Origin of the sequence: Coprococcus phoceensis (genome assembly GCF_900104635.1) — a bacterium.
Lineage (GTDB): Bacteria > Bacillota > Clostridia > Lachnospirales > Lachnospiraceae > Faecalimonas > Faecalimonas phoceensis.
In genome coordinates, this window is the sequence record NZ_FNWC01000007.1 from 625,609 (window position 1) to 637,608 (window position 12,000).

A 12,000-nucleotide genomic window follows, 5' to 3' on the forward strand; every position below is an offset into this window, starting at 1 on the left:
ATGCCGATTCGTGTACAAAATGATTTGCCGGTAAAAGAAATACTGGAACAAGAAAATATATTTGTGATGGATGAACATCGTGCGATGCATCAGGACATCCGTCCGATCAAGATTGGTCTGTTGAATCTGATGCCCTTGAAGGAGGATACAGAACTTCAGATTTTAAGATCACTGTCAAATACACCATTGCAGGTAGATGTGGTTTTTGTGAATGTGTCCAGCCATAAATCGAAAAATACATCGACCAGCCATCTCAACAAGTTTTATGTGTCGTTTGAAGAAATCAAAGACCAGAGATTTGATGGCTTTATCATCACAGGCGCTCCGGTAGAACAGATGCCGTTTGAGGAGGTTGACTACTGGGAAGAACTGAAAGAGATTATGGAATGGACAAAGACACATGTGACTTCTACAATGCACTTGTGCTGGGGAGCGCAGGCGGGACTTTACTATCATTATGGAATTGAAAAAGTACAGTTGGATGAAAAGGTATTTGGCGTGTTTGAACATCGTGTAAAAAATCGGAAAACACCATTGGTGAGGGGATTTGATGATGTGTTTTATGCACCGCATTCTCGTCATACAACGGTTCCGACAGAAGCAATTGAGAGTGAAGAACAGCTGATCATTCTTGCGGAATCAGAAGAAGCCGGAGTATTTCTGACGATGTCATTGGATGGAAAACAGATCTTTGTGATGGGTCATCCGGAATATGACCGTGTGACATTGAATAACGAATACATGCGAGATAAGAATAAGGGATTGGAGATTGCACTTCCTAAAAATTATTATCCAGATGACAATTTTGAGAACAGACCGCTTTTGACATGGCGCTCACATGCAAATAACTTATATACAAACTGGGTGAATTATTATGTATATCAGGTGACGCCGTATGACTTGTACGGAACACCGTTTTAATGCGGGATCTACGGGATTTGTTGAAAAGTCAAAGTATCGTAAAATGATGTTAAATATCGGGCAGTATTGCAAAATTGGGAGTACAAAGGGAGTATAAAAAAGCCCTTATGGGAGTACAAAAAGTATGATATAAACTGTCTTTTGGAACAATATTATGAGGGCGTATTGTGTAAGTGCAATATGCCCTTAAATTTATGAGAAAAGTAATGCTAAAGACTAGGAAATGTGATAGAATGGCAGGAATAAACAGATTTGAAATTATGGAGGTGTAGTAATGCACAAAACTATATTGATTGAAGAAATTACCATTGAGAATGTAACAGAAAAAATAAATGAAAAAGTACAAGAAATGGGAAAAGACGGTTATCAGATTAAAACCATGTCCTTTTGGGGAACAGATAAAGTTGTGTTGATTTTCAAAAAAGGGCTAAAAGGAAGTTTGCTATAACTTCCAGCTTGTAGAACTGAAAAGCATAAAATTATAGAGAAAAGTACCTGTCAAAGAATCTTTGCGTAACTATATATGTAATGTAAGATGTTGATTGCTTTACTTTAGATATTATTTTGGGGATAATAATATTCAAAGGAGGACGAAAATATGAACAAGGTAACAACACAGGAAAGGGCGAGATATTATGAATATAGGAAATCAAATATTGAATATTCGTAAAGAAAAACAATTAACACAAGAGGAGTTTGGCAGATTATTTCATGTTACTCGACAAACTGTTTCAAATTGGGAAAACGGAAAAAGTTATCCTGATCTGCAAATTCTTGTAAGCATGAGTAATCAATTTGATATTTCTCTTGATACATTATTAAAGGAGGATTCGAAGATGGTACAATCTATGGATAAAGAAAGAGCAATGGGCATAATAAAACATGAAAAATCAATTGTAGATTTTTTTACAGGTGCTGGAACAGGAATTGCTGTATCTTGTTTATTTTCCCCAGATTCATCGATAAGAACTACAGTCATTATTGTTGCAATTATAATGATAGGTATAGGTTGGTATAAAAAATCAAAGAATGATAAAAAGGTATTTCAATATATTAAAGAACATGATTAAATGAATTTTGGTAATAACAAATTTCAGTTGTAGCAGACAGTTTTTTGATTGACTGTCTGCTTTTCTCTTTTTAATCATAATTGATAGTGGTGCTATAAAATGGTTCATATCCGTTGTGAAAAGACCATTTAGAGTGATATAGATTGATTGCAAGGATAGTGGGAGTTCCATTGATTTGGTTATGTTCTGCTTCGATTTCCGCTACCACTTCATCGGTATTCCAGTATTGATATACGATAACTTGTAATTCGGTATCACGATTAGCGCCAGAGCATGGGAGTACAAAGAACTTCAAAATAGGCTGTCAATAGATGACGGCCTATTTTTTTATCCAAAAATATGGAAGAGAGAATCTGATATTTTTGTCTATTATTCCGATTTGACGAAAGACCATCAGAGTGATAGTATTAGTATTACACGGAAATACTGTATATAGTGATTTGAAATTGGATTAACACTAAATATAGATGATAATATAAAATGGAAAGGAAGAGACGGATGATCAGAGTAATCAAAAAAGATGGGACAAAAGAAGAGTTTAACGTACAGAAAGTGGTTGTTGCGGTCAATAAGTCAGCATATCGTGCGTTGATCAAGTTTACAGATGAGGAGCTGCAATTTATCTGCCAGTTTGTAGAAGAAGAAGTAGAAAAGATGGACACAGAAGAGATCCGTATCGCACAGATGCACAATGTTGTGGAGGGAGCTCTTGAAAAGGTCAACCCGACTGTTGCAAAAAGTTATAGAGATTACCGCAATTATAAGCAGGATTTTGTTCAGATGTTAGATGAGGTTTACAAAAAAAGCCAGTCTATCATGTATATCGGAGATAAAGAGAACAGTAATACAGACAGTGCGCTTGTGTCTACAAAAAGAAGTTTGATTTTTAACGAACTGAATAAAGAGCTTTATAAGAAATTTTTCCTGACAGTGGAAGAAATTCAGGCAATCCGTGAAGGTTATATTTATATTCATGATATGTCTGCGAGAAGAGATACAATGAACTGTTGCCTGTTTGATGTGCAGAATGTTTTGAGCGGCGGATTTGAGATGGGTAATCTTTGGTATAATGAGCCGAAGACATTGGATACAGCATTTGATGTAATTGGAGATATCGTGTTAAGTGCTGCGAGTCAGCAGTACGGCGGATTTACAGTGCCAAGCGTAGATGATATTTTAGAGCCATATGCAGAAAAATCTTATAAAAGACATTTGGAAAAATATATATCTTTAGGACTTCCGCAAGAAAAAGCTGAGGAAGTAGCGTGGAAAGATCTGGAAAAAGAGATGGAGCAGGGATTCCAGGGATGGGAATATAAATTTAATTCCGTGTCATCCAGCCGTGGGGATTATCCGTTTATCACTGTGACAGCAGGGACAAATACTTCAAAATATGGAAAACTTGCCACGATCAAGATGCTTCAGGTGCGTCAGGAAGGACAGGGCAAGGAAGGACATAAGAAGCCGGTTCTTTTCCCGAAACTTGTATTTTTATATGATGAGAATCTTCATGGACCGGGGAAACCGTTGGAAGATGTGTTTGAAGCGGGAATCGAATGCTCCAGAAAAACAATGTATCCGGATTGGCTGAGTCTGACAGGAAAAGGGTATGTTGCAAGTATGTACAAGCAATACGGAAAGATTATCAGCCCGATGGGATGCCGTGCATTCCTTTCACCATGGTATGAAAGAGGAGGCATGACTCCGGCGGATGAAAAAGATACACCAGTATTTGTGGGACGATTTAATATTGGTGCGGTAAGTCTGCATCTGCCTATGATTTATGCAAAAGCAAAACAGGAAAGCAGAGATTTCTATGAGGTGCTGGATTATTATTTGGAACTGATTCGTCAGCTTCATATCCGCACATATGATTATCTTGGAGAGATGAAGGCATCAACGAACCCGCTTGCATATTGTGAAGGCGGTTTCTATGGCGGACATTTGGGGCTGTATGACAAAATCAAGCCGTTGTTAAAATCAGCAACTGCATCTTTCGGAATCACAGCATTCAACGAATTGCAACAGCTGCACAATAAAAAATCATTGGTAGAAGATGGGGCATTTGCACTTGAGGTGCTGGAATATATTAATAAGAAAGTCAATCAGTTCAAAGAGGAAGATGGTCACTTATATGCAATTTATGGAACACCGGCAGAAAATCTGTGTGGAGTGCAGGTTCAGCAGTTCCGTAAAAAATACGGCATTATCGAGAATGTATCTGACAGAGAATATGTAAGTAACAGTTTTCACTGTCATGTAACGGAAGATATTACGCCGATTGAAAAACAGGATTTAGAAGGACGTTTTTGGGATTTGAGTAACGGTGGTAAGATCCAGTATGTCAAATATCCGATTAACTATAATAAGGAAGCAATCAAATCGCTTGTAAGAAGAGCGATGGATATGGGCTTCTATGAGGGGGTTAATCTGTCGCTTGCATATTGTGATGACTGCGGACATGAAGAGTTGTCGATGGATGTATGTCCGGAATGCGGAAGTACTAACTTGACAAAGATTGAGCGTATGAATGGATATTTATCTTACTCCCGCGTCAAGGGAGATACACGTCTGAACGACGCAAAAATGGCGGAAATAGCGGAAAGGAAGAGCATGTAATATGCGTTATCATAATATTACAAAAGATGATATGTTAAACGGAGATGGTCTTCGTGTTGTACTATGGGTATCTGGTTGTGTGCATTGCTGTAAGGAATGCCATAATCCTATCACCTGGGATCCGAATGGAGGATTGGAATTTGATGAGTCGGCAAAACAGGAGATTTTTGATGAATTAGAGAAAAGTTATGTCAGCGGTATCACTTTTAGTGGAGGTGATCCGCTTCATATCAACAACGTGTATGAAGTGACAGCGCTTGCAAAAGAAATCAAAGAAAAATATCCGACAAAGACAATTTGGTTATATACCGGATCTACGTGGGAACAGATTCAGACGATGAAACTGATGAAATATGTAGATGTGCTTGTGGATGGAGAGTTTGAAGTAGATAAAAAGGATGCTACGCTACATTGGAAGGGAAGTTCCAATCAGAAGGTGATTGATGTACAAAAGACATTAGAAAAAGGAGAAATTGTATTACATGAAGAGGATTGCTAAGTTTCACAAAGTAAGTTTTGAACAATTTAAAGAAGGATGGATAGATACATTTGGTGAGGCGGGAGAAAGCGAGATCCAAAAGATTTATGATGCTGTCAAACTGCCGAAAAGAGCAACTTCGGGTTCGGCGGGATATGATTTCTATACCCCGATATCGTTGACAATTCAACCGGGAGAGACAGTGAAGATTCCGACCGGAATCCGTGTGGAGATGGAAGAAAACTGGGTTTTAAAATGTTATCCGAGAAGTGGACTTGGTTTTAAATTTCGTCTGCAGCTTAATAATACGGTTGGTATTATCGACAGTGATTACTTTTATTCGGACAATGAAGGGCATATTTTTGCAAAACTGACAAATGATACGAATGAAGGAAAGATTGTAGAACTTTCTGAGGGAACCGGATTTATGCAGGGAATCTTCGTAGAATATGGGATTACAATAGATGATGATGTGACCGAAGTAAGAAACGGTGGATTTGGAAGCACAACAAAATAAGAGGAATGCAGTATAAAACCTCCACATTTGGGAATTCTAACCAAGAGATGACAAATGTGGAGGTTTTTGTATGGTAGATAAAAAAGTGACAAAACAGGTGAAAGCATCGCTTCAGGAAAATGTGACGTATTTAAACAGCATACTTCCGGTCAGTGAAAGTTTTGACCTGATTCAGCGTGATATGATTATCGGAGAAAAGCAGAGTACATTTTACTTCATTGATGGATTTACGAAAGATGAGACAATGCTTAAAATCATGACATCTTTTTTTGCGTTGAAAAAAGACGATATGCCAAGTAATGCAACCGGGTTTTCAAAGATGGCGCTTCCGTATGTGGAAGTGGACATTATTGCTGATTTTGATATGATCATCCGAAATATATTGTCCGGAGTCACCTGTCTGTTTATTGACGGATATGAGGCTTGCATTGCGATTGACTGTCGCACATATCCGGCAAGAGGAGTAGAAGAGCCAGATAAGGATAAATCACTCCGTGGATCAAGAGATGGGTTCGTGGAGACGATCGTGTTTAATACGGCGTTGATGAGGAGGAGAATACGAGATCCTCATCTTGTGATGAAGATGATAGAGATTGGAAATAGTTCGCGAACCGATGTAGCAGTCTGCTATATGTCGGACAGAGTGGACCAGGAACTGTTAGACAATTTATTGAAAAGGCTTGATACAATCAATGTGGATGCGCTGCGGATGAATCAGCAAAGTCTTGCGGAAGAATTGTTCAAACGAAAATGGTTCAACCCGTTCCCGAAATTTAAGTTTACAGAGAGACCAGATACGGCGTCCGTGTGTTTGCTAGAAGGGAAAGTCGTACTTTTAGTTGACAATTCACCGTCTGCGATGATTCTTCCGACTTCGATTTTAGACATTATTGAGGAGGCAAACGACTATTATTTTCCAACTCTTACGAATGTATATTTGAAGGTATCGAGGGCGATTATTACCTTTGCAACAGTTTTTCTGACACCGGCATTTTTGTTGTTTATGCAAAATCTCAATTGGCTTCCGGAGGCATTTCAGTTTGTGTCATTGAAAGATACGGTCAATATTCCGCTTATTTTCCAATTGCTGATATTGGAGCTTGCAATCGATGGTCTTCGACTTGCGGCGATGAACACGCCAAGTATGTTAAGTACGCCGCTCAGTGTAATTGCCGGTATCGTTATGGGGGAATTTTCGGTCAAATCAGGATGGTTCAACTCAGAGGTTATGCTCTATATGGCGTTTGTCGCTGTGGCGAATTATACACAGCCGAATTTTGAGCTTGGATATGCGTTGAAATTTATGCGTCTGTTGCTTTTGGTTCTTACAGCGTGCTTTAACTGGATTGGATTTTTGGCGGGAACAATCATTATTATCTGCTCTATTGCATTTAACAAAACATTATCAGGAAGAAGTTATTTGAATATTAAATTGAATTAAAAGTACGCTTCGGCGTACTTTTTGCGAAAATCTCTTATTTACACCATGAAAAACTTTTTGCGAAAGAAAAGAAAAAGTGATAGAATAGAGAAATAAATATTGGCAAACAGGAGGGAAAAAGATGAATGAGTTTGTAATTGTATCAGACAGTACTGTGGATTTACCAAAAGAATATTTACAGTCCAAACAAGTTCCGATCATCTCACTGTCTTACATTATGGACGGAGTTACATATGAAGAGATGGATGGGCTGTCGCATAAAGAATTTTTTGAAAAGCTGAGGGCGGGTTCGCTTCCCACAACGTCTCAGATTAATCCGGAACAGGCGCGCGAAGCGCTGGAGCCGTTTGCAAAAGAAGGAAAAGATATTCTTTATATCGGCTTTTCTTCCGGATTGAGTGGAAGTTATAACAGTGTACGGATGGCGGCAGAGGACTTGAAAGAAGAATATCCGGACATCAACATTATTGCTATAGACAGTCTATGTGCATGCATGGGAGAAGGATTACTTCTATATAAAGCGTTAGAATTGAAGGAACACGGGATGTCAATGGAAGAGATTGCAAAATGGGTGGAAGCGAATAAGCTTCATATCTGTCACAATGTAACTGTGGATGACCTTAATCATCTTCACAGAGGAGGACGTATCTCTAAGACGACTGCGGTTGTTGGCTCTATGATTAAGATTAAGCCGATCATCCATATGAGCGATGAGGGAAAGCTGGTTGTCATTGGCAAAGAGCGAGGAAGAAAGAAGTCATTGGTTTCGATTGTAGACCGTATGGAAAAGCAGATGCAGGGATATGATAACGATATCGTGATGATTACGCATGGTGATTGTATAGAGGACGCTGAATTTGTGAAGAAACAGGTAGAAGAACGCTTTGGGATTCACAACGTGATGATTAACGGAATCGGTTCGGTTATTGGAAGCCACACCGGTGCCGGTGTTGTGGCCGTATTCTTTATGGGGGATAAGCGTTGAGTGCAGTATGGGAAATCTGTAAAGATGTGCTGATTGATGGGGCGAGGATGATCCCGTTTTTGCTTTTTGCATTTTTACTGATTGAATTAGTAGAAAAGTATACAGGAGAGAAACGAGACCGGATTCTGATGAAGGGAAACAAAGCAGGACCGATCATCGGAGCGCTGTTTGGGTGTATACCGCAATGTGGATTTTCCGTGGTGGCGGCAAATCTGTATGCAGAGCGGCTTGTCTCGGTTGGAACGCTTCTTGCTGTGTTTATGTCAACATCAGATGAGGCAATCATTGTTATGTTGGGATATCCGAAGAGTGGAGGTAAGATTCTTACAATTTTAGGTCTCAAAGTTGTCATTGCAATTGTTGTTGGATATCTCGTAGATTTATTTTGCAAAAGAAAGCGCTTTTCTGTAAAACAAGAAAGCGTATGGGAAGAGCGGGGATGTTCCTGCTGTGGCGGACATGACGGAATCTTGAAAGCGGTCGTATCTCATTCTTTGAAAACACTTTTGTACATTATGTTGTTTTCGATGGTATTGAATGTGGTTATCGAGGGAATTGGAATTGAAAGAATTCAAGAGATCTTGATGAATGACTCGCCGTTTCAGATTATTCTAAGCGCATCGGTAGGCCTGATTCCGAATTGTGCCTCATCGATACTGATTACAGAGCTATATATGAAAGGAGTTCTTGCGCTTCCGGCTGTGATGGCAGGACTGTTGGCAAGCGGCGGAATGGGACTGATTGTATTGTGGAAAAATAATCGGGACAAAAAAGAAAATTTAAAAATAACAGCAATGTTGTATATTGGTTCGATTGTGATCGGTGTGATCTTACAGATTTTATTTATCGGCATGAAATATTAAAAGGAGAAATTCAAATGAATTTCTCCTTTTTAATGGAATATTAAATTGTCCACCATCCCATTGCATTTCCTACGGAACTTACAAGGATTGCAATTAAGCAAATCGGTGCGATCCATTTGATCATAACTACGAATAACTTCTCGCCTTTGAATGTTCCGTCTGAGCTTTTTACTTCGTCGATAACAACTTTTGGCTTGATGACAAATCCGACAAAAATACAAGTGAAGAATGCAAGGATTGGCATCAATATGCTGTTGCTGAGGAAATCGAATGCATCCAGGATTGACAAGTTAAGGAATGTGATGTCGCTCCAGATTCCAAATCCTAAAGAAGATGGGATACCCATTATCAATGCAATTACCGTAACGATAATACAAGTAAATTTACGGCTCCAGTGGAATTTATCTCTTAAAATAGAAACAATTGTCTCCATCAGTGAGATGGAAGAGGTCAGTGCAGCAAAAAATACCAGAATAAAGAAAAGAGTTCCGATTGCACCACCCATTGGCATGCTGTTAAATACTTTTGGAAGCATTACAAACATAAGTCCAGGTCCTTGTCCCAATTGCTCTGCTGTTCCGCCTGAGAAAGCGAATACTGCAGGGATGATCATAAGTCCTGCCATAAATGCAATACCGGTATCAAAAACCTCGATTTGGCGAACAGAACTTTCCAAATTATTATCTTTTTTCATATAAGAACCATATGTAATCATAATTCCCATCGCAAGAGACATTGAGTAGAATAATTGTCCCATTGCTGCTATGACAGTCATTCCGGAGAAGTTTTCCATACTTGGTTTTACGTAATAAATCAGACCATCAATTGCTCCGTCCACTGTAAGTCCGTATCCTGCGATAATGACAGTTAAGACAACTAATACAGGCATCATAAATTTACTCACTGTCTCGATTCCTTTTTCTACACCGAGAAGAACGATGATCGAAGTGAATGCAATAAAGAGACAGAACCATCCAATTGGTTCCCCTGTAGTGCCGATGAAATTATTAAAATAAGCATCATCGGCAGCTGCCTGTACATTACCTGTTACAAATGTAACAAAATACTTGATTACCCATCCGCCGATTACACTATAATAAGGAAAGATGATAATCGGTATGATTGCGGCGAGTACTCCTAGAAAACCAAAGCGTTTATCTAATTTTTTGAAAGCGCCAATTGCGCTGAGCCCTGTCTTTCTTCCGATTGCGATTTCAGCAATCATTAATGAAAAACCGAATGTGACTGCAAGAATCAGATATACAAGAAGAAATGTTCCTCCTCCATATTTTGCTGCGAGATACGGGAATCTCCAAAGGTTACCAAGCCCTACAGCAGACCCGGCAGCAGCAAGTACAAATCCAATCTTGCTGGAAAAATTACTTCTTTGTGACATAAAAAATCCTCCTCAAAATTCATTTAGACTAAGTTAAGTAGCCTTATTATTGCATAAAAGTGAAAAGAATGCAAGAAAAAAAGAGCGCAATCTGTTTTTTAATGCGAACAATTTTGAGAATGGTGTAAGAATAATAAGAAGAAAGGTTACGTCTATAATTTAACGCACGGAGACTAAATTTAGTTAGTCTCTGGGGCGTTTTTTTTATTACCTAAAAACCTTAAAAATCATTGAAAAATCAACGGATTTAGAAAGGGGGATGAAGAGCAAGGATGGGACAAAGCTATAGTCGATTATCGTTTCAAGAGCGATTAATCATTGAAAAATTGTACAAAAAAAATATGACTATGGCGGACATGAACAAAATTGCAGACATGATTGGAAGGAATAGGACTACGATCTATCGTGAGATACTTCATAACACGGAGGATGGAAAAACCTACAATGCGAAGGATGCACAGCGGCGAGCAAAAAAGAATTTCAAAAGTAAAAATATTTCAGGGCAACTTGCAAGAGGTGCAAGCACTCGCCAAAAGGTTTATGAACTTTGGAAGCAAGAGCCAAATCTTGATAGGCAAGAGATGGCAGAAAGATTAGGCTGCAGTCAATCTACCGTGTTTAGATGTATAAGAGAATTTAAGTCTAATTCTTAACTAAAAGAAAAAATTTACAATTACATATTTTTAAGAAAAAATTTTTCTTACGCCGTTGCAGGTACGGCGATGAAAAAACTGTAGTGGATTAAAAATCCATGTAAATTTTTCTTTTTTGGGGAAGAGGCAGAAAACTTAAAAAGGAAAAATTTATGAGAAAGCTTTTACGAAATGTTGAATAATTTTCACGTTGATTAAAGATTTATTGTAAACAACAAGGAAGTAAGCTATAATAAAGGCAGATTTGAGGATGTTTGGAAGGAGGAAAGATATGAGGAAAAAAAACATTGCAAGAGCAGGAGCAGCCTTTGTTTTGTTACTAGCATTGACAGGCGTTACGATTTTTGGTCAGGATACAGAAACAACATCCAGGGCGGAAACCCCAAGGAAAGTAGCAAATGTAACTAAGATGAAAAATATTAAAAAAAGTAATTTGGAAAATCCGGAGAAAAAGTCTGAAGAAAAACAATCAGATGGAGCTTCTTCCAAAGTAGAAAAGGAAAAACAGTCGGAAAATAAGAAGCAGGAGACGGAAAACGCATCTGCGACTGCGACAGAAAATAAATCAGAATCAAATAGTTCCAAAAGCGATTCAAATTCTGAGAATAAGAATCAGAACACTTCGGAAAAACCTAGTAGTGGAAATTCCAGTTCTGCAAAACCATCACATAATCATAATTGGATTGCACAGAAAACTACAGTGCAGCATCCGGAAACAGGACATAACGAGCAAGTTCTTGTAAAAGAGGCTTGGACGGAATATAAACCAATCTATGAAACGGTTGCAATTGAAGTATGTGATAATTGTGGGGCGGATTGTACATCAGATCCAGTTGGACATAATAAAGAACATATGCTTAATGGAACTGGAAAATATGGATGGCATACAGAATATGTACAAAAGCAAACTGGAACAGAAACTATAATACATCCGGCAGAATATACAACCAAATGGGTGGTAGACAGTCCGGCTTGGAGTGAAGAAGTAGTAACTGGTTACAAATGTGAGTGTGGAGCAAAAAAATAATTAACGTGAAAGTAGAGTATCAACAGAAGA

At 38.5% G+C, this 12,000-nt stretch carries 12 protein-coding genes; 11 read left to right on the forward strand and 1 reads right to left on the reverse strand.

Going from position 1 to position 12,000, the window contains the following annotated elements; all coding sequences use genetic code 11:
* From metA to BQ5364_RS06725, 9 genes are all read left to right on the forward strand, one after another.
* Window positions 1–921 (forward strand): homoserine O-acetyltransferase MetA, encoded by a 921-nt coding sequence (gene metA / locus BQ5364_RS06690; RefSeq protein ID WP_004611204.1) that lies wholly within the window; start codon window positions 1–3, stop codon window positions 919–921.
* A gap of 274 nt (window positions 922–1,195) precedes the next feature.
* Window positions 1,196–1,369, forward strand: coding sequence for a hypothetical protein (locus tag BQ5364_RS18085; protein ID WP_004611202.1), 174 nt, complete (start codon window positions 1,196–1,198; stop codon window positions 1,367–1,369).
* Between the two features lie 187 nt (window positions 1,370–1,556).
* Complete coding sequence (locus BQ5364_RS06695) at window positions 1,557–1,991, forward strand: helix-turn-helix domain-containing protein (RefSeq protein WP_022250306.1); 435 nt, start codon at window positions 1,557–1,559, stop codon at window positions 1,989–1,991.
* Between the two features lie 498 nt (window positions 1,992–2,489).
* Window positions 2,490–4,610: an anaerobic ribonucleoside-triphosphate reductase gene (gene nrdD / locus BQ5364_RS06700; protein WP_044987615.1), complete on the forward strand. Its 2,121-nt coding sequence runs from the start codon at window positions 2,490–2,492 to the stop codon at window positions 4,608–4,610.
* Window position 4,611: 1 nt separating this feature from the next.
* On the forward strand, window positions 4,612–5,109 hold the full coding sequence (gene nrdG, locus BQ5364_RS06705; protein WP_004613571.1) for an anaerobic ribonucleoside-triphosphate reductase activating protein: 498 nt from the start codon (window positions 4,612–4,614) through the stop codon (window positions 5,107–5,109).
* Window positions 5,093–5,605, forward strand: coding sequence for a dCTP deaminase/dUTPase family protein (locus BQ5364_RS06710; RefSeq protein WP_004613570.1), 513 nt, complete (start codon window positions 5,093–5,095; stop codon window positions 5,603–5,605). The genes nrdG and BQ5364_RS06710 overlap by 17 nt, the downstream gene beginning before the upstream one ends.
* Before the next feature lie 70 nt (window positions 5,606–5,675).
* Window positions 5,676–7,046: a spore germination protein gene (locus tag BQ5364_RS06715; RefSeq protein WP_004613569.1), complete on the forward strand. Its 1,371-nt coding sequence runs from the start codon at window positions 5,676–5,678 to the stop codon at window positions 7,044–7,046.
* A gap of 121 nt (window positions 7,047–7,167) precedes the next feature.
* A complete protein-coding gene (locus tag BQ5364_RS06720) occupies window positions 7,168–8,031 on the forward strand; it encodes a DegV family protein (protein WP_071143884.1) in 864 nt (287 codons plus the stop codon).
* Complete coding sequence (locus BQ5364_RS06725) at window positions 8,028–8,894, forward strand: putative manganese transporter (RefSeq protein ID WP_004613567.1); 867 nt, start codon at window positions 8,028–8,030, stop codon at window positions 8,892–8,894. The genes BQ5364_RS06720 and BQ5364_RS06725 overlap by 4 nt, the downstream gene beginning before the upstream one ends.
* A 40-nt stretch (window positions 8,895–8,934) precedes the next feature.
* Here the strand turns inward: BQ5364_RS06725 and BQ5364_RS06730 are convergent, their stop codons facing one another.
* Window positions 8,935–10,290: a sodium-dependent transporter gene (locus BQ5364_RS06730; RefSeq protein WP_071143885.1), complete on the reverse strand. Its 1,356-nt coding sequence runs from the start codon at window positions 10,288–10,290 to the stop codon at window positions 8,935–8,937.
* A gap of 272 nt (window positions 10,291–10,562) precedes the next feature.
* Between BQ5364_RS06730 and BQ5364_RS06735 the strand changes: the two genes are divergently transcribed.
* Window positions 10,563–10,943, forward strand: coding sequence for a helix-turn-helix domain-containing protein (locus BQ5364_RS06735; RefSeq protein ID WP_004613544.1), 381 nt, complete (start codon window positions 10,563–10,565; stop codon window positions 10,941–10,943).
* Window positions 10,944–11,214: 271 nt separating this feature from the next.
* Entirely contained in the window at window positions 11,215–11,970 is a 756-nt protein-coding gene (locus tag BQ5364_RS06740; protein ID WP_071143886.1) for a hypothetical protein, read from the forward strand.
* The last annotated feature ends 30 nt before the right edge of the window (window positions 11,971–12,000 follow it).

What these genes read in the sequence shown, in the direction of transcription:
- BQ5364_RS06715 (WP_004613569.1), top strand. Translation starts at nt 5,676, where the DNA reads ATGGTAGATAAAAAAGTGACAAAACAGGTGAAAGCATCGCTTCAGGAA.
- nrdG (WP_004613571.1), top strand. Translation starts at nt 4,612, where the DNA reads ATGCGTTATCATAATATTACAAAAGATGATATGTTAAACGGAGATGGT.
- BQ5364_RS18085 (WP_004611202.1), top strand. Translation starts at nt 1,196, where the DNA reads ATGCACAAAACTATATTGATTGAAGAAATTACCATTGAGAATGTAACA.
- BQ5364_RS06735 (WP_004613544.1), top strand. Translation starts at nt 10,563, where the DNA reads ATGGGACAAAGCTATAGTCGATTATCGTTTCAAGAGCGATTAATCATT.
- nrdD (WP_044987615.1), top strand. Translation starts at nt 2,490, where the DNA reads ATGATCAGAGTAATCAAAAAAGATGGGACAAAAGAAGAGTTTAACGTA.
- BQ5364_RS06740 (WP_071143886.1), top strand. Translation starts at nt 11,215, where the DNA reads ATGAGGAAAAAAAACATTGCAAGAGCAGGAGCAGCCTTTGTTTTGTTA.
- BQ5364_RS06695 (WP_022250306.1), top strand. Translation starts at nt 1,557, where the DNA reads ATGAATATAGGAAATCAAATATTGAATATTCGTAAAGAAAAACAATTA.
- metA (WP_004611204.1), top strand. Translation starts at nt 1, where the DNA reads ATGCCGATTCGTGTACAAAATGATTTGCCGGTAAAAGAAATACTGGAA.
- BQ5364_RS06720 (WP_071143884.1), top strand. Translation starts at nt 7,168, where the DNA reads ATGAATGAGTTTGTAATTGTATCAGACAGTACTGTGGATTTACCAAAA.
- BQ5364_RS06730 (WP_071143885.1), bottom strand. Translation starts at nt 10,290, where the DNA reads ATGTCACAAAGAAGTAATTTTTCCAGCAAGATTGGATTTGTACTTGCT.
- BQ5364_RS06710 (WP_004613570.1), top strand. Translation starts at nt 5,093, where the DNA reads ATGAAGAGGATTGCTAAGTTTCACAAAGTAAGTTTTGAACAATTTAAA.